The sequence below is a fragment of the Georgenia subflava genome (assembly GCF_009193155.1).
GTDB lineage: Bacteria > Actinomycetota > Actinomycetes > Actinomycetales > Actinomycetaceae > Georgenia > Georgenia subflava.
The window spans coordinates 1-19,562 of the sequence record NZ_VUKD01000007.1 but is presented as its reverse complement, the minus strand read 5'-3'; the positions used below and the strand labels follow the sequence as shown (position 1 = coordinate 19,562).

The window sequence follows — 19,562 nt, the reverse complement described above, 5'->3', positions numbered from 1 at the left end:
TTTCCCCCCGGCGACGAAGGGGGCGCCGGTAGCCTCGACGCCAGGACGGACCCAGCCGCTCGGTCACGACGACGTGCCGGCGCCAGAGTGGATCTCCCGCGAAGGGGATGGACATGTCGTTCCTCGAGTACGTGGTGCTGCTGCAGAAGCGCTGGCGCATCTGGCTGTCGGCGATCCTGATCGGGCTGCTGGCCGCGCTGGCGCTGAGCGTCGTCTCCGAGAAGCAGTACACGGCGGTCTCGACCTCGTTCGTCACCGTCGCGGATGAGGATGCCGCCGGCTCGGGGGAGATCTTCCAGGGATCGCAGTTCGCCGTGCAGCGGATGGCGTCGTACGTGGCCCTCAGCTCGAGCCCGTTCGTGCTCGAACCCGTCATCGAGGAGCTGAACCTCGGCGTCTCGCCGCGCGGCCTGCGGCAGATGGTCGACGTCTCCAGCCCGGCGGGCACCGTCATGCTCGACGTGTCTGTGCAGCACTCCGACCCCGCACGCGCGGCGGACATCGCCAACGAGATGTCTCGCCAGCTCGGGATCCTGATCGAGGAGCTCGAGACGCCACGGGGCCTCGCAGCGTCTTCGGTGAAGGTCACCATGACCATGCCTGCGGTAGCACCCGTGGAGCCGTCGTCGCCCCGGATCGTGCTCAACCTCCTGCTCGGCCTGGCCGGTGGCGCCGCGGTCGGGCTGGTGCTCGCGCTGCTCCGGCACCACCATGACCGCCGGGTCAAGTCCGTCGGCGACATCGAGGAGCTCACCGGCACCGTGCCGCTCGGGTCGACCCTCGTGCCGCGCGCGGGGAGCGACCGGCTCGTCGCGCTGGACTACCGGTCGGTGGAGGCGGAGCGGTACCGCACCATCAAGACTGCCCTGAAGCTCGCCGACCCGGACCGTGAGCTCAGGCACTTCGTCGTCAGCTCACCGACCGGGGACGGGGCCGACGTCGCCGCCAACCTGGCGGTCAGCTGGGCGTTGACCGGTGCTTCCGTGTGCCTCGTCGACGCACGGCTGCGACGCCCGGCGGCCTCGGTGGTCTTCGACGTCGACAGCACGGTCGGCCTGTCCGACGTGCTGGTGGGAGATGTCGAGCTCGACACGGTGCTCACCGAGCGGGAGGACTGGAGCGTGACGGTCCTCCCGGCCGGGTACCTGCCGCTGGACCCCGTCGAGCTGCTCGGCTCGGAGGCCATGGCGCGGGTGATCGACGAGCTGCGCTCGCGCTTCGACATCGTCATCTACGACTCGGGGCCCTTGCTCGAGGTTTCCGACGCCGTCGTCCTCGCGCGTGGCCTGGATGGTCTCGTCCTGGTCGTCCGTGCGGGAAAGGTGACGAGCGACGAGCTCGAGGCCTGCCTCGGCATCGTGCGTCAGAACCGCCTCAGGCTGCTCGGCACGGTCTGGTCCGGGGTCAGGCGTCGCCGCCGCGCCGCGCGTCGCTCCCGTCCCGTCGACGGCGAGCTGCGCCGGGCGGCGCAGCCGGACCCGCGCGACGTCGAGCTGAGCCCGACGACCTGACGCGTCGCCGGGGGACGTTGCGACGATCTGACGCGTCGCCCGAGGACGTTGCGACGACCTGACGCGTCGCCCGAGGAACGTTGCGGCGTCGGTGCCCGGACGTGGCTCCCCGTTGCCCTCGCCTCGGCGGGCTCCGGCACCATCGCCGACCCCGGCGCGTACCGGCAACATCGCCCTCGCGGTGACGAGACACCTCGCCGCGGCGTAGACGGGCCACGACGTCGCTTCCCCGGGGAACCGCAAAGTCGCGTGCCGCCGGGCTCGAGGGGAGTCGCGCGACGAGCACGAACGGATGGCGCGGTCAGTCCGTGGAGGATGCGGGACGGGCACCGACGGCGTCACCCGGCGGGTCCACGACCCGGTGCGCGAGCAGCGCCGTCGTGAAGAAGATGATGAACGCCGGTGCCGTGTCGAACAGCCCGCTCTCGAGCACGCTCACCAGCGTGACGAGCAGAGCGAGGGCCCCGATCAGCAGCCGCTCCGGCAGCGGCAGCCGGAATGCGCGCAGCAGGGTGGCGAGCACGAACAGCAGCAGGATCACGCTCCCCGCGTACCCGACCTGGATCAAGGCCGAGACCCAGGAGCTGTCCAGGATCTGCTCGTTGCGGTAGAGCGCGGTGACGGGGATCTGCTTGAGGGCGAGCCCGTTCCCGACGACCTGCTCCGAGAGGGTGTCGGCGTAGTCGAGGGCGGCGCGCCAGGCGACGGTGCGCGAGTTCAGCGTGGAGAGCTCGGCGAGGTTCCCGCGGCCGACGTAGGCCGCGATGTACGGGGTGAGCGCGCCGACGAACACCACTGCGGCGCCGGCGAGCGCGACCGCGCCGACGACCAGGGCCGGGACCTGGCGGGCCGCGACCAGGAGCAGCGCGAGCACGCAGATCAGCACGGCGAGGCCGGTCCGTGAGCCGGTCAACCAGATGAGCCCGAGCAGAGGTACCAGCGCCGCGAGCTCGAGGCGAGAGGCGGCGCCGTGGACCGCTTTCCAGGTCAGCACGATGACCGGGACGCTCACGAGGAGGCAGATCGCGTTGGCGTTCAGCGGCGGGATCCCGCCGTAGAGCCGTCCGGTCGCCGTGACGGATGCGACTCCGGTGGCCGCCCCGACGAGGGCCAGCAGGAGCATGGCGCTGCTCAGCGCGCTGATCACCGCGTGCCACGGATAGCTGACGGTGATCAGCACCAGTGTGAACGCTAGGAGCGCGAGCCGACCTGCCAGCACGACCGCCGGCAGCCCGTCGGCGTTGATGACGCCGCCGACGACGGAGATGAGGAGGTATGCCCCGAGCCAGAGGACCGGGGCGGCGCGCATCTTGGCCCACGCGCCGGGCGGCCGCCTCATCAGCAGGGCCAGCACGGCGGCCGCCGTGGTGAGGACCGCCTTGGCCACGACCACGGCGTCGATGCCGCCCTCGTAGAAGGTGCCCCGGCGCCAGGCCACGGAGGAGACGACCAGTAGCAGACACGTGAGGAACAGCAGGAACGGCTTCATGGTGAACGCGCGGACGGCGGGCTCGGGTGCGAGCGCCGTGCGGTCGAGCTGCTGCGTGGTCATACCGCCACCTCGACAGGCGCGGTGCTGGCCATGCGCGCTCCCGGCCGCAGCAGCAGCTGACGGCACAGGAACCCGCCGACGAACGACCCGACGGACAGCAACCAGGGCATCAGGTCCGGGTCGGCGCCGAGCCCAAGGAGCACGAGGGCGACGAGCCCGAGGGCCAGCACCGAGTCGGCGACCCGGATGACCAGGACCCACTGCTGCCGGCCCTGGACCGCTGCCAGGCTCCCGTAGGGGAGCACCGCCGCGCACGACGCGGCGTAGCAGGCCCAGCCGAGCGCGGCCACCAGCGCGATCTCGAACTTGCCGGCGGTGAGCAGCGGCCCGACGTGGGGGAGGAGCAGGCCGGCAGCCCCGCCGACGACCACCGCGCCGGCGAGCATGATCGCGGCGGCGCGGTCGGCGCGCCGCAGGAGGGTCCGGGGCCCCCGGGCACGGTCGGCAGCGTAGGAGGAGAACAGGTAGGAACCGAACCCCTGCACCAGCAGCATCGCCGGTGCCACGAAGACGCGGGCTGCCTCGAGCTCGCCGACGGCCGCCGCGCCGCCGACGACCAGCACCGCCGCGCGGGCCGCGTTCAGCATCGTCGGCCGCACGAACTGCTGCACCGCCCGCCACGAGCCGTACGCCACGACCGCCCGGTAGTTCCCCGGCCCGCGCACGTGGACGGTGCGCTCGGCCACCGGCAGCCGCGTCAGGGCGAGGAGGGCCGCGACGATCTGGCCGATGGCGAGGGCCGCGAGGAAGCTGTCGAGAGTCAGTGCTCCGGTGAGCTCGGAGACGGCCAGGAACGCCAGCATGGCCACGAGCCCGACCGCGTCGACCAGCACGAGGCTCCAGAACCGCAGGTTGGCCATCAGCATCCGGCGGCCGAGATCGGCGAGGACGAAGGCACCCAGCGCCAGCGCGAAGAGCAGCGCCGTGGTGGTCGAGAGCTCCGTGCGTGCCACGCCGAAGCCGGTCACGGCCAGGACGCTCACGAGCACGGCGGCGAGCCGGAGCAGCGCGACGCGGATCGCGCGGTCGTGGCGGTCCAGGACCGTGAGCGAGTCGCCGAGCAGCCCGGTCGTCAGCGCGGTCGCCATGACGATCGCACCGAAGAGGAGGGCATAGGTGCCGAACCCGTCCGCCCCGAGCTCCCGGCTCGCGCCGACCTGGAGGGCGAGGCTGCTGAGCGCGAGGGTCAGCTGACCCGCGAGCGCGCCGAACGCCTGAAGGGGGAGGCGCGAGAGAGCCGGACGCAGGCGCTGCAGCATCGTCACACCCTCTCGGCACGGCGGGGAGAACGCTGATGGGTGCCAAGGTAGACCGATCGTGCGCGGCGCGGGGGCGATCTGTGCGCCGAGCGCGAGGTCCCGTCGAGGGATGACCGGGACGCGGGCTCGCACCCGGTCGGACGGCCGCGCAGTCGGCGCACGAAAGCCCTCCCGTCGCACGTGCGCGCCTCTAGCATGGGCCTCCCGGTCCCACCCGGGCGCCGCTGCACCGAGGGGGTCCGTCGTGCGCCTCGCAGTCCGACTCGACCGCCGCGCGGTCCGCGACTGGCACCTCGAGCTCGTCTCCGCGCTGGCCGCGCGCCCGGACCTCGCGGTCGGTGTCCGGTGGCGCGAGGGTCCGCCGCCGGCGTCGGCCGAGGTGGAGCGGCTCTTCGCGCTCGAGCGGGTGCTGCACGGGCTGCCGCGGGGCCGGTCCGCGACCGTGGGCCCGGACGTCTTCGGGCCCTACCTCGACGGGTGGCCGCACGCCGACGTGGTGCTCGACCTCGTCGGTGACGTCGACGCCGCCGTCCCTACCTGGCAGGTGACGTTCGACGGCGCCACCGGTGAGGACGCCCTGCTGGCTGCGCTGCTGGCCGGGCGGGTGCCGGTCGTGCGGGTCGTCGACCTGGCCGGGGGCACGCTCGTCGCGGGTCGCCCGGGCAGTGAGTACCCCGGCGTGACGGTGGCCGCCTTCGAGGACGTCCTCGCCGGGGCGACGCAGCTCCTCGGCGCCGCGCTCGACGGTGAGCGCACGCCGGACATCGCCGACGACGGCGCACCTGGCGCCGTCGGGCGTGGCGAGGTCCTCCGGCATGCCGGCCGGTCGCTCGCCCGGGCCGCCGTGCACCGCGTGTACCGGCTGCTGTACCGCGCCCCGCACTGGCGCGTGGGGTGGCGATGGGTCGACGGGCCGGACGTCGTCGACCTGGGTGCCCTGCCGCCGTCGGGCTGGCGCGAGCTCGCCGACGACGGCCTCCACTTCTACGCCGACCCCTTCCCGATCGTCGTCGACGGGCGGACGTACCTGTTCGTCGAGGACTTCGACCACCGGCTCGGCCGTGGCGTGGTCTCCGTCGTCGAGCTCGGCGCCGACGGTCCGGCCGGCGTCCCGCGGCCCGTGCTCGAGCACCGCACCCACCTGTCCTACCCGTTCGTGCTCGAGGACGACGGGGCGCTGTGGATGATCCCGGAGACCTCCGGGGCGGGGACGCTCGAGCTGTACCGGGCGACCGGGTTCCCCGCCGGGTGGGCCCTGGAAGAGGTGCTGCTGGAGGGGATGGAGGTCAGTGACGCGACCCCGTTCCGGCACGCCGGACGCTGGTGGCTCAGCGCCACGGTCCGGCACGGCGGCTCCTGGTCCGACGCACTCCATCTCTGGTGGGCCGACCGGCTGCAGGGGCCGTGGACGCCGCACCCGCGCAACCCTGTGCTCATCGACATCGCGGCGGCGCGCCCGGCCGGCCGGGTGGTCCACCGGGACGGCCGCCTCGTCCGCCCGGTGCAGGACGGACGTCAGGGGTACGGCGCCGCCCTCGCCCTGGCCGAGATCACCCGCCTGGACGAGACGGGTTTCGCGCAGCGGGTGGTCGCGAACCTCCGGCCGGGGCCGGGGTGGCCGGGCAGCCGGCTGCACACGCTGAACCGTGCCGGCCGGCTGGAGGTCATCGACGGCTCGGCCTACTCGCCCCGCTTCCGGCACCTGGCCTGGCCCGGTCGACGCTGAGCGGGCGGCCCGGCCGCCGCTGCGGGTTCTCGTCCTGTCGGTGGTCGCGCCCGGCGACCTGCGACGCCAGCTCCGCGATGCGGGCACGGTAGGGGTCGACACCAAACCTGGTCGTCGCCTCCTGGCGTCCCTCCCGGGCCAGCCGGGCGGCGCGCTCCGGGTCGTCGGCGAGGGCGGCGACCGCACCAGCCAGCTGCTCCGCCGAACCCGGCTCGACGAGGACGCCCGAGCGCCCGTCGGTGATCACCTCGGCGAGCCCCTGGACGTCGGACGCGACGACCGGGCGGCCGGCGAGCATGCCCTCGACCGCCACGTTGCCGAAGGACTCCCCGAACGAGGGGACGAGCACGGCGTCGGCGTCGTCCAGCAGGGGCCGCGTCGGGGACACGTACCCGTGGAAGGTCACGGCGCCGGCGAGGCCGGAGTCCTGGACCTGGGCCCGCACCTCGCGCTCGTACCACTCGTAGCCCGGGAACGTGCTGCCGCAGATGTCGAGGGTCACCGGGCGCCCCTGGTGCCGCAGCCTGGCCACCGCGTCGACCGCGACGTGGATGCCCTTGCGCGGGGAGAGCCTGCTGACGAGCGCCAGCCGGAGCTCGTCGCCGGCCCGCCGACGGCGCAGCGGTGCCGGCGGCCCGGCGTCGGGTATCCCGTTGGGCACGACGACGACGCGCGGGGCGAGGCGCGGGACCGTGGTGGTCAGCACGGCCCGGGTGGCCTCGCTGTTGGCGACCACACGGTCGGCCAGCAGCAGCGGCGCGGTGAGGGCGAGCTGGAGCGGCCGCGCGACCAGCTCGGCCTCGTGGCTGTGGCACATCACCGGCAGGCCGGCGGCTCGGGCGGCCACCAGCCACAGCGGGATCGTCAGCGTGTTGACGTAGACGGCGGCGGCCCCGGAACGGCGCAGCTCGCCGCGCAGGCGCCAGACGGTGGCGGGGGAGCCGGCGACGAGGCGGGCGAGCGCCCGGGGGCGCAGCAGGGCCCGGCGCAGCACCGGGAAGTCACGGATGCGCACCCCGGCGCCGTGCTCCTCCAGCAGCGCTCTCAGCGGTCCGTCGGCGGGGAGCACGACCTCGGGCAGCCAGCCGTGCGCGACCAGGCCGGCGACGCTCTCCACGAGCTGGAGGTCCGAGCCGTACACGTCCGGGGACGGATGGACGACGACGATGCGGCGGGCCGGGCCGTCGGGTGCCTGGGGCCGGGTGCGCGCCATGGTTCCTCCGACTGCTCCTCGATCGGGCGCCGACGGAGCTGCTCGATCTCGCGCCCGCAGCACGCCGTCGTGGTGGCCGCCATCATCGCGCACGACGGCGGACGGGCGGGCGGGTTCGGGACGGTTCCGGTTGCGAGGACGCGGGCCCGGCCCCGCCGCGTGCCGGAGCCCGCCGCGCACGTGACACCGGCTGGCCCGTTCGCCGCCCGATGCCCTACGGCTGTCCGGCCGCGCGCCCTCGCGACGCCGTGAAGCCGCCGAACCGTGGCGGGTTAGCCTGGTGCGGCGGTGTGCCCGGTCGGGCTCCGGGACGAGGGGACGGAGGCGCCGATGTCGATGGGCGGGATGGGCCACGGCGGTATGGGCGGGCCCGGCGGGTACGGGCGGACCCTGCGCCAGGACTCCGCCGTCAAGGACCACCGGCTGGCCCCCGGCACGACCCGTCGCGTGGTGCGCTACGCCCGCCCCTACCGCCTCCAGATCGCCTGGTTCCTGCTGCTCGTGGTGCTCGCGGCGCTGCTCGTCGTCGCGACGCCGCTGCTGCTCCAGCGCATCATCGACGACGGCGTCGCGGACGGCGACCGCCGCCTCGTCGTGCTCCTCGCCAGCCTGGTGGCCGTGGTCGCGGTCGCCGAGGCGGCGCTCGGGGTGCTGCAGCGCTGGTTCTCGACCCGTATCGGCGAGGGCCTGATCTACGACCTGCGCACCGACGTCTTCGCCCACGTGCAGCGCCAGTCGATCGCCTTCTTCACGCGCAGCCAGACCGGTTCGCTGGTGACCCGGCTGAACTCGGACGTCATCGGTGCCCAGCGCGCGTTCACCTCGACCCTCTCGGGTGTGGTGTCCAACGTGATCTCCGTGGTCGTCGTGCTGATCACGATGCTCGCTCTCTCGTGGCAGATCACCGTGCTGGCGCTCGCCGTCGTCCCGCTCCTGCTGCTGCCCGCCCGACGGGTCGGCAGGCGGCTGGCCCGCCTGAACCGGGAGGGCATGGAGCTCAACGCCGAGCTCGGCAACCGGATGACCGAGCGGTTCAACGTCGGTGGCGCCCTGCTGGTGAAGCTCTTCGGGACCCCGGCCCGCGAGGAGGCGGAGTTCGCCTCCCGTGCCGACGACGTGCGCGACATCGGCATCCGCACCGCCATGTCGAGCCGTGTCTTCTTCGCCGCGCTCGGGGCGATGGCGTCGCTGGCCACCGCTCTGGTCTACGGCGTCGGCGGCGTGCTGGCGATCGCCGGGACGGTCACGATCGGCACCCTGGTGGCCTTCGCCGGCCTGCTCGGGCGGCTCTACGGGCCGGTGACCGCGCTGAGCAACGTCCAGGTCGACGTCATGAGCGCCCTCGTCAGCTTCGAGCGGGTCTTCGAGGTCCTCGACCTGCGCCCGCTCATCACCGACGCGCCCGACGCCGTGGACCTGCCGACCGGCCCGCTGTCCGTCGAGCTCGACGACGTCCGCTTCGCCTACCCGGGCGCGAAGCTGGTCTCCCTGGCGTCCCTCGAGGGCGTGCGGACGGTAGGCGGGCGGTCCGGCGCCGACGGCACGGGCGACGACGGCGGCACTGGGTACGAGGGTGACGGCACGGCCGACGACGGCGACGGCGCCGCCGGGCCGGTGCTTCGCCCCGCCGAGGAGGAGGTGCTCAAGGGCGTCTCCTTCCGGGTGGAGCCCGGCTCGATGCTGGCGCTGGTGGGACCCTCCGGTGCCGGGAAGACCACGCTGTCGACGATGGTGGCCAGGCTGTACGACCCGACCGCCGGCGTCGTGCGGGTGGGCGGCCTGGACGTGCGCACCGTGCGCGAGGCGAGCCTGCACGACGCGGTCGGCGTCGTCACCCAGGACGCGCACCTCTTCCACGACACGGTGCGCGCCAACCTGCTCTACGCCCGGCCGGACGCCACCGACGCGGAGCTGTTCACTGCGCTGCGCGCCGCGCACGTCGAGCCGCTGGTGCGACGGCTGCCCGCCGGGCTCGACACGGTGGTCGGGGACCGCGGGCACCGCCTCTCCGGCGGGGAGAAGCAGCGGGTCGCGATCGCCCGGCTCCTGCTGCGCTCGCCCCGGGTGGTCGTCCTGGACGAGGCGACGGCGCACCTGGACTCCGAGTCCGAGGCTGCCGTGCAGGCCGCGCTGGACTCGGCGATGGTCGGGCGCACCTCGATCGTCATCGCCCACCGGCTCTCCACCGTGCGCCGGGCCGACGTGATCGTCGTCCTCGACGCGGGGCGGGTCGTCGAGCGGGGGACGCACGCCGAGCTGCTCGCCGCCGGCGGGCTGTACGCCGAGCTCTACGAGACCCAGTTCGCGCAGGCGGAGTGAGCCCGAGCGGGCGGACGGCTCAGAGTCGTGCCGGCGTCCTGCACGTGCGCCTATCCCCGCGGCTGCGCGGAGCTCACCTCGGTGCGGCCTCCGGGGCCGGCCCCGTCATGGTCGAGGCACCGTTCTGGCTGACGTAGGCGTCGGCCTGCAGCCTGAAGAGGTCCGCGTAGCGCCCGTCCACAGCCATGAGCTCCTCGTGCGTGCCCTGCTCCACCACCCTGCCGCCGTCGAGGACGTAGATCCGGTCGGCGCCGCGGACCGTCGAGAACCGGTGGGAGATGAACAATGCCGTCCGTCCGTGCAGCGCGCTGCGCAGGGTGGAGAACAGCTCGTGCTCGGCGCGCGGGTCGAGCGAGGCGGACGGCTCGTCGAGGATGACCAGCGGGGCGTCGCGGTAGAACGACCGCGCGAGCGCGACGCGCTGCCACTGACCGCCCGAGAGGTCACGCCCACCCGTGAACATCCTGGACAGGATGGTGTCGTACCCGTCCGGCAGCTGCTCGAGCAGCCCGGCGGCCCCGGCGGCGTCGGCGGCGTCGCGAACCCGTGCCCGGTCGACCGGCTGGTCCACGCGGCCGACGGCGATGTTCTCCTGCCCGGTGAAGGCGTAGCGGACGAAGTCCTGGAAGACGACGGTGATCCGGTCCCGGACGCTGCCGGAACGGAAGACGCGCACGTCCCTCCCGTCCCACGTGATGCGGCCGGAGTCCGGTTCGTACAGCCCGGCTATCAGCTTGGCCAGCGTCGTCTTCCCGGACCCGTTCTCCCCGACGAGCGCCACGACCTCGCCCGCGCGCAGATCGATGGTGACGTCGTGGAGCACGGGCGCGTCCGAGCCCGGGTAGCCGAACGTCACGTGGTCGACGCCGATCGTCTCGAAGCTCGTCGGCGCCTCCTCACCAGCCTCCTCGTTCGTGGTGGCCGACCCGAGCGCGAGGAACTCCGCGAGGTCGTCGAGGAAGAGTCCTGACTCGAAGATCGTCTGCATGCCCCCGAAGAGGGCCTTCACCTGGCCGGCGAGCATCCGGATCGCCACGATGGCCGCCCCCGCGGCCGCGATGCCGATCGTGCCCTCGCTGATCAGCCACACCAGGAGGACGAGGGTCGCGGCCAGCATGATCGCGGCCCCCAGATGACCGATCACGCTCAGCACGGACCTGCGGCGGACGTGAGCCGTCAGATCCACCAGGTAAGTGCTGTAGATGTCGTCGAACCGGGCACGCAGCCAGCCGGCCAGCCCGAACGCGCGTACCTCCTTGGCCTCGTCCCGTCCGGTCTGGAGGAACGTGAGGTAGGTGCGCAGCCGTATGGCCGGCGTCTGACGGACCGAGAAGTCGAACTCGAGCCTGGACTCGCGCCGGCTGGTCAGCAGCACCGGAACCCCACCCAGCAGGATCAGCGGCAGAAGGACCGGGGAGATGCTCACCAGCGCGGCCCCGACGCCGATGCTCGCGGCCAGGGCACCGGCCATCGTCAGCAGCCCCTGGCTGACCTGGTAGGGGCGGACGAGCGCGTTGGTCTGGACGCGGTTGAGCCGGTTGTAGAACTGGGGCGACTCGAAGTGGCGGAGGCTCACGCCGGTGGCGACGTCGAGCAGCCGTCCCCACATCACCCGTGCGACGGCCTCACCGAGCAGCCGCTGCAAGTGGCCCTGGACGGCACCGGCTATCGACGTCGCGGCCGTCAGGCCGGCGAGCAGGAGGATCGGCGGGACGATCTTGTCGGCGCCCGTCCCGCCGCCCGGCACCTCGAGGATCGCGCCGAGCACGGCCTGGACGGCCAGCACCTGGCCTGCCAGCGCCAGGGCCACGAGCACCTGCAGCGTGATGAGCGTGACGAACAGGCCACGTCCGGCGGACCAGACGAGCGCCACGCTGCTCCCGATCAGGCGGGAGAGCCGCCCGAGCGACTTGCGCTGCGACCGCGCCTGGACCTTCAGGTCGAGCGAGTCGACGACGTCGTCGTCCATCGGGTTCCTCGTCTCTTCCGGTCCTGCTGTCCTCGGATGGCTGGAGCCATTCAAACAACTCCGGGCGCGGCCCGTGGCCGGTTCACCGCGACACCTGCGTTCCCGAGGCCGGCACGCGCGACGTACGTCCTGAGCCGGGTGCGGACGCCGCCCGCACGGCCCCGCCCGCCATCACCCTGGTCTCACCCGGGGTCGTCCCCCGACGATCACCCGAACTTCGTCGCTGAGGTGGAACGGGCCGCCCTACGTTCAAAAATGCAGCGGATCTCGATCGAGACCGACAACCACGACCGGGGAGTGAAGTGAAGACGGCAATTCTCGCCGGGGGACTCGGCAGCAGGCTCGCCGAGGAGACGGTGCTCCGCCCCAAGCCGATGGTGGAGATCGGCGGGCGTCCGATCCTCTGGCACATCATGCGTCACTACCTGCAGTACGGGCACAACGAGTTCGTGATCGCCGTCGGCTACAAGGGCGAGGTCATCAAACGCTGGATGCTCGACTACGCAACGCTGTCCGCCGACGTGAGCGTGCGCCCGCGCACCGGCGAGGTGCGCCTGCACGGGCAGGGCGTCAGCGAGGACTGGGCGGTCGACGTCGTCGACACCGGACCGCACAGCAACACCGGCGGCCGCATCAAACGCCTCCAGCCCTGGGTGGGTGAGGAGACCTTCATGCTCACGTGGGGCGACGGCGTCAGCAACGTCGACCTCGACGCCCTCCTCGCCTTCCACCGCTCGCACGGCAGGATCGCCACTCTCACCGCGGTGCGCCCTCCCGCCCGGTACGGCCACATCGTCACGCAGGGCGACACGATCGTGGAGTTCTCGGAGAAGCCCCAGATCGGTGAGGGATGGATCAACGGGGCGTTCTTCGTCCTGGAGCCCGAGGTCTTCTCCTACATCGACGGCGACGACACCCAGTTCGAGAAGGAACCCCTCGAGAACCTGGCCAGGGACGGGCAGCTGATGGCCTACCACCACACCGGGTTCTGGCAGTGCATGGACACCGTCCGTGAGAAGCACATCCTCGAAGAGCTCTGGCGCACCGAAACGGCGCCCTGGAAGACCTGGGAGTAGAAACAGCATGCGCGTCCTCGTCACCGGCCACGACGGCTACATCGGCACCCGCCTCGTCCCCCTGTTCAAGCAGGCGGGGCACGAGGTCGTCGGGGTGGACAGCGGCCTGTTCTCGGACTGTGCCTTCACGGCGGACACCGGCGCCGCCGATGCGGAGCTCTGGATGGACATCCGGGACCTGCGTCCCGAGCACTTCGACGGCATCGACGCCGTCGTCCACCTCGCCGGCATCTCGAACGACCCGCTGGGTGACCTCAACCCGGAGGTGACCTACGAGATCAACCACTGCGCCACCGTCCACGTGGCCACCATGGCCAAGGCGGCTGGCGTGTCCCGGTTCGCGTTCTCGTCGTCCTGCAGCATCTACGGCGCGCACGGCGACGCGCCGCTGGACGAGACCGCTCAGTTCTACCCCGTCACCCCCTACGGGGAGTCGAAGGTGCTCGCCGAGCGTGACCTGGCACCGCTCGCCGACGACGACTTCAGCCCGACGTTCCTGCGCAACGCCACCGCCTACGGCGTCTCCCCGCGGCTGCGCGGCGACCTCGTGGTCAACAACCTGGTCGGCTACGCGGTGACCACGGGACAGGTGCTGCTCAAGAGCGACGGCACACCCTGGCGGCCTCTGGTGCATATCGAGGACATCGCGCGCGCGTTCCTCGCCGTCCTCGAGGCCCCCCGCGAGCTGGTCCACCTCAAGGCGTACAACGTCGGCCGCACCGACGAGACCTACCGGATCCGGGACGTCGCCGAGATCGTCGCCGAGGTCGTGCCCGGTGCGACGGTGAGCTTCGCCGACGGCGCCGGCGCGGACAAGCGCAACTACCGGGTGGACTGCTCGCTGATCGCACGTGAGCTGCCGGAGTTCCAGCCGAGATGGACCGTGCGTACCGGTGCCGAGGAGCTCTACGACGCGTACCTGCAGGGTGGTCTCACCGAGGAGCAGCTCGTCGGACCGCACCTGCAGCGGATCAAGCATATCCGCGAGCTGCAGGGCGACGGCCGGGTCTCGTCCGACCTGCGCGTCACGAGCCTCGAGGCGACCCGTGCCTGACGTCGTCGCCTGCCGCTCGTGCGAAAGCACGGAGCTCAAGCCCTTCCTGTCGCTGGGCCACACGCCGCTGCCGGACGCGCTGGTCAGCGCCGACCGGCTCGGCCAGGCGTGCGAGGTCTTCCCGCTCGACGTCGTCTTCTGCGCCGGGTGCACGCTCGTGCAGATCCTCGAGGACGTCCCGCCCGAGCAGCTCTTCGTGGACAACTACCTCTACTTCTCCTCGTTCTCGGACCAGCTGCTCAGGCACGCCAAGGAGCACGCCGAGACGCTGATCGCCTCCCGCGAGCTGGACTCCTCGAGCCTGGTCGTCGAGCTCGCGAGCAACGACGGCTACCTCCTGAAGAACTTCGTGTCCCACGGCATCCGCGCCGTGGGGGTCGACCCGGCGCCCGACCAGGCGCAGGCGGCGCGTGAGGTGGGCGTCACCACCGTGGAGGAGTTCTTCGGCGTCGACCTGGCCCGCCGATTGCGTGCCGAGCACGGCCCGGCCGACGTCATCGTCGCCAACAACGTCATGGCGCACGTCCCGGCGCTCAACGACTTCGTCGGCGGGATCGCCGAGCTGCTCGCCGACGACGGGCTCGTCACGGTGGAGAACCCGTGGGTCAAGGACCTCGTCGACAACGGCGAGTTCGACACCATCTACCACGAGCACTTCTACTACTACTCCTGCACCTCGGTGGACGCGCTGGTGCGTCGCCACGGGATGTACCTCAACCACGTCGAGTACTTCCCCGACCTGCACGGCGGCACCCTGCGCTGGCACATCGGCAAGCAGGAGGACGTCTCCAGCGAGGCACGACGGGTGCTCCTGCTCGAGCAGAAGGCCGGGGTGGACACCTTCGAGTTCTACGCCGACTTCGGCCACCGGGTGGAGCAGACCAAGGTGAAGCTGCGCGAGATGCTCGAGGCCGTCAAGGCCGACGGCGGACGCGTCGCCGCGTACGGCGCGGCCGCCAAGGGCAGCACCATGCTCAACTACGTCGGCCTGGGCACCGAGACGCTCGACTTCGTCGTCGACCGCAACACCTACAAGCACGGCAAGTACATGCCGGGCGTGCACGTGCCGATCCGGCCGACCGAGGCGCTGCTCGAGGAGCAGCCCGACTACGTGCTGATCCTCGCCTGGAACTTCACCGACGAGATCGTCCGCCAGCAGGCGGAGTACGTGCGGCGCGGCGGGCAGTTCATCCGCCCGGTCCCGGTGCCGGCGGTGCTGTCATGACCGGTCCGTCGACGTCCTGCCCGGCGTGCGCGACGCCCGCGGTCGAGCCGTTCTACCGCAGGTCCGGCATCCCCGTGAACAGCTGCCTGCTGGTGACAGACCGGGACAGCGCCCTCGGCTTCCCCACAGGTGACCTCGCGCTCGTGCTGTGCCCGGGCTGCGGATTCGTCTGGAACCAGCTGTTCGACCCGGCGCTCACCTCGTACTCTCCCGACTACGAGGAGACCCAGGGGTTCTCCGCGCGCTTCCAGCAGTTCATCACCGAGCTCGCGACCGACTGGCTCCAGCGGTACGACCTCGTCGGCCGGCGGGTCGCCGAGATCGGCTGCGGAAAGGGCGAGTTCCTCGTCGAGATGGTGCGCGCCGGCGCTGCCAGCGGCGTCGGTATCGACCCCGGCGTGCACCCCGAGCGGGTGCCCGAGGACGTGCGCGACCGCACCGAGTGGATCGCGGGCTTCTTCCCCGAGGACCTGCCCGACCTCGACGCCGATGCGGTCGTGTGCCGGCACACGCTCGAGCACATCGCCCCGGTGGGCGAGTGGATGCGTCAGGTCCGAGCCGCGATCGGTGAGCGGACCGACACGATCGTGCTGTTCGAGCTCCCGGACACCCGGCGGGTGCTCGATGAGGGCGCCTTCTGGGACGTCTACTACGAGCACTGCTCGTACTTCACCGCCGGCTCGCTCGCCCGCCTCTTCCGGGCGACCGGCTTCGAGGTGGTGGGTCTGTCCCGCGCCTACGACGACCAGTACCTTCTCATCGAGGCGCGGCCGGCCACGGTGCCCGTGCCCGGCGAGCCGTTCGACATCGAGGACGACCAGGCGGAGCTGGCCGCGAGCACCGCTCGCTTCGCCGCCGCGCACGCCGAGATGCTCGACCACTGGCGGAGCCGGTCGCGCGAGGTGGCCGCGGCCGGCGGGCGCAGCGTCATCTGGGGCTCCGGCTCCAAGGGCGTCGCCTTTCTCTCCGCGCTCGGTGCCGACGGCGCGCTGGTGGACGCGGCCGTCGACATCAACCCGTACAAGCACGACCGCTACATGGCCGGCACCGGTCACCTCATCGTGCCGCCGGCCACGCTCAAGGAGATCCGGCCCGAGCTCGTCGTCGCCATGAACGAGACCTATCTCGGTGAGATCGGACGCGACCTGAGCGCGTTGGGCGTCGACGCGCAGCTGGAGGCGTTGTGACTGCCACGTGTCTCGCGTGCGGCGGGGCGGATCTCACACCGGTCGCCGACCTCGGGCTCACCCCGGTCCTCACCGGTGCCCTCTTCCCGGACCGGGAGAGTGCGCGTAATGCGGTGCAGGGACCCCTCGCGCTAGCTGTCTGCACCATGTGCGGACACGTGCAGAACACCGCGTTCGACCCGGATCTGGTCGAGTACGACGTCAACTACGACAACTCCCTGCACTTCTCGCCGGCGTTCCAGCGGTACGCGGACGAGCTCGTCGATCACCTGGTCGAGCGCTACGACGTTCGCGGCAGGCACGTCGTCGAAGTCGGGTCCGGCAAGGGTGACTTCCTGGCCGAGCTCGCCTGGCGGGGCGAGAACACCGGCACCGGGTACGACCCGAGCGTCGAGCCGGGCACAGAGGTCGCTGGCGTGACGCTGGTCGCCGACTACTACCGGCCCGGTCAGCACCTCGAGCACTACGACCTGCTCGTGTGCCGCCACGTCCTGGAGCACCTCGAGGACCCGGCGGACCTGCTGATCGCACTGCGCGAGACGGCCCCCGAGGACGCGGTGTTCTACCTGGAGGTGCCGGCGGCCGAGTTCAACTTCGGGCCCGACGGGCTATGGGACTGCATCTACCCGCACGTCTCCTACTTCTCCGAGAACTCGCTGAGCGCGCTGGTCCGTCGGTGCGGTTTCGAGATCGAGTCGATCCGCCGGTCCTTCCACGGGCAGTTCCTCTCGGTGGAAGCCCGGCCAGGCGAGCGGGACGCCACGGTGGCCGGGGACGTCTCCGCCCACCTCGAACTGGTCGCTGGCTTCTCGCGGCGATGGCGTGAGGCGGTCTCGCGCTGGCGGGAGGCGTTCGGGCAGCGCCCGCAGAGCAACGTGGCCGTGTGGGGTGCCGGGGCCAAGGGTGCCAACTTCCTCAACGCCGTTGACCCCGCCGGACGGATGCGGGTCGTCGACCTCAACCCCCGCAAGGCGGGGCACTATCTGCCGGGCAGCGGGCACCACATCAGCCTGCCCGGCGACCTGACCGGGGCGGACGTCTCGCTCGTGGTCGTCACCAACCCCGCCTACTGCTCCGAGGTTGCGCGTGGACTCGCCGACCTCGGGGTCGAGGCGGACGTCGTCCCCGTCTAACACTCACCAACAAGAAAGGTCGTCATGTCTGCTACCAACAACACCGTCTTTGTCGACGCCGACGTCCCGGACGAGGTCCGGCGAGAGAGGCTCTACAACGGCCAGCTATTCCTCTATACCGCCACGGACGCCACCCGCGCGCTGCGCGACTTCGCCGCCGAGATGGTCGAGGAGGCGTTCGCGCCGTACGACCCGGTCACCGCGCAGTTCGACATGAGCGTGGAGCAGTGGGTCGAGATCTTCGGCCCGTGCAAGCCGCGGTTCATCCACCACCCCAAGACGAAGGGGCTCATGCGCGAGGTGCTCGCCGGCCTCGGTTGCGATCTGGAGGAGACCTACCTTGACGTCCCCCGGCTACGCGGGGTGACATCGGACGCCTACCTCAGCTCCGGCGTCGGGTACGCGCACCCGATGCACCGCGACACGTGGTGGAGCGCGCCGCTGGCCCAGCTCAACTGGTGGATGCCGATCTACCCGTTCGAGTCCGAGAGCTCGATGGCGTTCCATCCGGCGTTCTGGGACAAGCCGGTGGAGAACCACTCCGAAGAGTTCAACTACTACGAGTGGAACGCCGTCGGCCGCGCCCAGGCCGCCAGTCAGATCCACAAAGACGAGCGCAAGCAACCGCACCCGCCCGAGGATCTCCCGCGCGACCCGCAGGTCCGCTTCGTCGTCCCACCCGGCGGTCTGATCGTCTTCTCCGCCCAGCAGCTGCACTCGACGGTGCCGAACACCTCCGGCCGCAGCCGGTTCAGCATCGATTTCCGCACCGTCAACGTTGCGGACCTGCGCGCGGGCCGGGCTGCCCCGAACGCCGACTCCCACCCCGAAGGAACATCCCTGCGGGACTTCCGCCGGATGTCCGACGAGGCCGCCATGCCCGACGAGGTCGTGGCGCAGTACGACAGCGGCGAGGTCCCCGAGGGCGCGGTGCTCGTGTACGCGCCGGAGGGGGCTTCCTGACGATGGCTTCGCCCCGGGTCACGATCGGACTTCCCGTCTACAACGGGGAGAACTATCTCGAGGCCGCGATCGAGTCGGTTCTTGTCCAAGACTTCGAGGACTTCGAACTACTCCTCGCGGACAACGGATCGACCGACCGGACCGCCGAGATCTGCCGTTCGGCCGCGGCCCGGGACAGCCGTGTACGCATCCACCGGAGCGAGGTCAACCACGGGGCGGCCTGGAACTACAACCGCCTGGTTGACCTCGCCCGGGGTGAGTACTTCAAGTGGGCCGCACACGACGACGTCATCAAACCGGCGTTCCTAAGGCGATGTGTCGAGGTCCTCGACGAGGACGCAGGTGTGTCGTTGGCCTACACCCGTGCGGTCGATATCGATGAGATGGGTGCTGTTGTCTACGCGCACCGCCTTCCCGGGTACGCCACGCAGTCAGAGCCCTCGGCCCGAGCATCGTCTGTGTTGCGCGAACCGTCTCCGTGCATGGAGTCGTTCGGTCTCACCCGGCGGCGCCAACTGCTCAGGACCTCGCTCATCGGTCCGTACACCGGATCCGACCGGACCCTCTTCCTGGAGCTGTCCTTGTTGGGCCGCTTCTACGAAGTACCAGAGGTCCTCTTTCAGCACCGGCAGCACGGTGGTCGCTCTGTGCGTCAGTACGCCGACCCCAGAGCGCGAAACATCTGGTTCGACCCCGCTTGGGAGGGTCGCCGCAGCGCCCCGCGGTGGCGCCTGCTCCGCGAGTACGGACGCGTTGCCCTCACAGGCCCTGCGTCCGCAGGCGAGCGGCTGCGCACTCTCGTACCAGTGACGCGGTGGGCAGTGACCAACCGTCGCGCCCTCGTCAGAGAAGCGGGTGCGCAACTCCTGCTCCGAAAGACCGCCGATCCGCCCCGAACCCAGACACCCGCCCCAGGAACCAGGAGTACTTCATGACCCGTCTGACACGGCTGGCGGTACTGCTGCTTTCATCGATCATTGCAGTGCCGATGCTGGCCGCACCTGCTGGAGCCGTGCCGGCGGTGCTGGTTTCGGATGACTTCAGCTCGGGTGTGTTGGATCCGGCGGTGTGGTCGGTTTCGGATCCGGCGGGTGTGGGTGAGGTGGGTTTCCAGGGGGTCGGGACCTCGAATGCGGGGTTGTCGTTGTCGGTGCCGGCGGGGGCGAACTATGACGCGTGGGGTGTGAATCGGGGGTTGCGGGTCACTCAGGTGGCTCCGGATTCTGATCTGGTCGCTGAGGTGGGCTTCGATTCTTTGCCTGCGGTGAAGTTCCAGGTCCAGGGTGTGACTGTGGTGCAGGACGCGCAGAACTGGTTGCGGTTCGATGTCCACTCCACGGGTAGCGCGTTGCGGGTCTATGCAGCGTCCACGGTC

At 71.3% G+C, this 19,562-nt stretch carries 15 protein-coding genes; 11 read left to right on the top strand and 4 right to left on the bottom strand.

From position 1 onward, the window contains the following. The first annotated feature begins 113 nt into the window (after positions 1 to 113). Positions 114 to 1,511, top strand: a complete 1,398-nt coding sequence (locus GD748_RS18065) for a polysaccharide biosynthesis tyrosine autokinase (RefSeq protein WP_193313012.1) — start codon at positions 114 to 116, stop codon at positions 1,509 to 1,511. A 301-nt stretch (positions 1,512 to 1,812) separates the two neighbouring features. On the opposite strand, the gene GD748_RS18060 is transcribed toward GD748_RS18065, so the two are convergent. Both GD748_RS18060 and GD748_RS18055 read right to left on the bottom strand, forming a co-directional pair. Further along, positions 1,813 to 3,063 carry a hypothetical protein gene (locus tag GD748_RS18060; RefSeq protein WP_152196645.1) on the bottom strand — a complete coding sequence of 417 codons (1,251 nt, stop codon included), beginning with the start codon at positions 3,061 to 3,063 and terminating at the stop codon, positions 1,813 to 1,815. Next, on the bottom strand, positions 3,060 to 4,322 hold the full coding sequence (locus tag GD748_RS18055) for a hypothetical protein (RefSeq protein ID WP_152196644.1): 1,263 nt from the start codon (positions 4,320 to 4,322) through the stop codon (positions 3,060 to 3,062). The genes GD748_RS18060 and GD748_RS18055 overlap by 4 nt, the downstream gene beginning before the upstream one ends. A gap of 244 nt (positions 4,323 to 4,566) precedes the next feature. Here GD748_RS18055 and GD748_RS18050 point away from each other — a divergent pair, with 244 nt between their 5' ends. Beyond that, on the top strand, positions 4,567 to 6,048 hold the full coding sequence (locus GD748_RS18050; RefSeq protein ID WP_152196643.1) for a glucosamine inositolphosphorylceramide transferase family protein: 1,482 nt from the start codon (positions 4,567 to 4,569) through the stop codon (positions 6,046 to 6,048). Here the strand turns inward: GD748_RS18050 and GD748_RS18045 are convergent. Next, positions 5,987 to 7,261, bottom strand: a complete 1,275-nt coding sequence (locus GD748_RS18045; RefSeq protein ID WP_152196642.1) for a glycosyltransferase family 4 protein — start codon at positions 7,259 to 7,261, stop codon at positions 5,987 to 5,989. The genes GD748_RS18050 and GD748_RS18045 overlap by 62 nt on opposite strands. A 330-nt stretch (positions 7,262 to 7,591) precedes the next feature. Here GD748_RS18045 and GD748_RS18040 point away from each other — a divergent pair, with 330 nt between their 5' ends. Beyond that, positions 7,592 to 9,580, top strand: coding sequence for an ABC transporter ATP-binding protein (locus GD748_RS18040; RefSeq protein ID WP_405002706.1), 1,989 nt, complete (start codon positions 7,592 to 7,594; stop codon positions 9,578 to 9,580). A gap of 73 nt (positions 9,581 to 9,653) precedes the next feature. Here the strand turns inward: GD748_RS18040 and GD748_RS18035 are convergent, their stop codons facing one another. Further along, positions 9,654 to 11,549, bottom strand: a complete 1,896-nt coding sequence (locus GD748_RS18035) for an ABC transporter ATP-binding protein (protein WP_152196641.1) — start codon at positions 11,547 to 11,549, stop codon at positions 9,654 to 9,656. A 302-nt stretch (positions 11,550 to 11,851) separates the two neighbouring features. Between GD748_RS18035 and rfbF the strand changes: the two genes are divergently transcribed. From rfbF to GD748_RS17995, 8 genes are all read left to right on the top strand, one after another. Beyond that, on the top strand, positions 11,852 to 12,625 hold the full coding sequence (gene rfbF / locus GD748_RS18030) for a glucose-1-phosphate cytidylyltransferase (protein WP_152196640.1): 774 nt from the start codon (positions 11,852 to 11,854) through the stop codon (positions 12,623 to 12,625). 7 nt (positions 12,626 to 12,632) lie between these two features. Then, positions 12,633 to 13,679, top strand: coding sequence for an NAD-dependent epimerase/dehydratase family protein (locus GD748_RS18025; RefSeq protein ID WP_152196639.1), 1,047 nt, complete (start codon positions 12,633 to 12,635; stop codon positions 13,677 to 13,679). Next, a complete protein-coding gene (locus GD748_RS18020) occupies positions 13,672 to 14,904 on the top strand; it encodes a class I SAM-dependent methyltransferase (protein WP_152196638.1) in 1,233 nt (410 codons plus the stop codon). The genes GD748_RS18025 and GD748_RS18020 overlap by 8 nt, the downstream gene beginning before the upstream one ends. Beyond that, positions 14,901 to 16,091 carry a class I SAM-dependent methyltransferase gene (locus GD748_RS18015; protein WP_152196637.1) on the top strand — a complete coding sequence of 397 codons (1,191 nt, stop codon included), beginning with the start codon at positions 14,901 to 14,903 and terminating at the stop codon, positions 16,089 to 16,091. Before GD748_RS18020 ends, GD748_RS18015 begins: the two co-directional genes overlap by 4 nt. Continuing rightward, positions 16,088 to 17,224: a class I SAM-dependent methyltransferase gene (locus GD748_RS18010; RefSeq protein ID WP_152196636.1), complete on the top strand. Its 1,137-nt coding sequence runs from the start codon at positions 16,088 to 16,090 to the stop codon at positions 17,222 to 17,224. Before GD748_RS18015 ends, GD748_RS18010 begins: the two co-directional genes overlap by 4 nt. Before the next feature lie 24 nt (positions 17,225 to 17,248). Beyond that, positions 17,249 to 18,187, top strand: a complete 939-nt coding sequence (locus GD748_RS18005; protein WP_152196635.1) for a phytanoyl-CoA dioxygenase family protein — start codon at positions 17,249 to 17,251, stop codon at positions 18,185 to 18,187. A 2-nt stretch (positions 18,188 to 18,189) separates the two neighbouring features. Next, positions 18,190 to 19,122: a glycosyltransferase family 2 protein gene (locus tag GD748_RS18000; RefSeq protein ID WP_152196634.1), complete on the top strand. Its 933-nt coding sequence runs from the start codon at positions 18,190 to 18,192 to the stop codon at positions 19,120 to 19,122. Next, the coding region (locus tag GD748_RS17995; protein ID WP_152196633.1) for a hypothetical protein at positions 19,119 to 19,562 on the top strand (444 nt) is incomplete at its 3' end. The genes GD748_RS18000 and GD748_RS17995, both read left to right, overlap by 4 nt.

Excerpts from the sequence above, each read along its gene's own strand:
- GD748_RS18065 (WP_193313012.1), top strand. The coding sequence starts at position 114 with ATGTCGTTCCTCGAGTACGTGGTGCTGCTGCAGAAGCGCTGGCGCATC.
- GD748_RS18060 (WP_152196645.1), bottom strand. The coding sequence starts at position 3,063 with ATGACCACGCAGCAGCTCGACCGCACGGCGCTCGCACCCGAGCCCGCC.
- GD748_RS18055 (WP_152196644.1), bottom strand. The coding sequence starts at position 4,322 with ATGCTGCAGCGCCTGCGTCCGGCTCTCTCGCGCCTCCCCCTTCAGGCG.
- GD748_RS18045 (WP_152196642.1), bottom strand. The coding sequence starts at position 7,261 with ATGGCGCGCACCCGGCCCCAGGCACCCGACGGCCCGGCCCGCCGCATC.
- GD748_RS18040 (WP_405002706.1), top strand. The coding sequence starts at position 7,592 with ATGTCGATGGGCGGGATGGGCCACGGCGGTATGGGCGGGCCCGGCGGG.
- GD748_RS18035 (WP_152196641.1), bottom strand. The coding sequence starts at position 11,549 with ATGGACGACGACGTCGTCGACTCGCTCGACCTGAAGGTCCAGGCGCGG.
- GD748_RS18025 (WP_152196639.1), top strand. The coding sequence starts at position 12,633 with ATGCGCGTCCTCGTCACCGGCCACGACGGCTACATCGGCACCCGCCTC.
- GD748_RS18015 (WP_152196637.1), top strand. The coding sequence starts at position 14,901 with ATGACCGGTCCGTCGACGTCCTGCCCGGCGTGCGCGACGCCCGCGGTC.
- GD748_RS18005 (WP_152196635.1), top strand. The coding sequence starts at position 17,249 with ATGTCTGCTACCAACAACACCGTCTTTGTCGACGCCGACGTCCCGGAC.
- GD748_RS18000 (WP_152196634.1), top strand. The coding sequence starts at position 18,190 with ATGGCTTCGCCCCGGGTCACGATCGGACTTCCCGTCTACAACGGGGAG.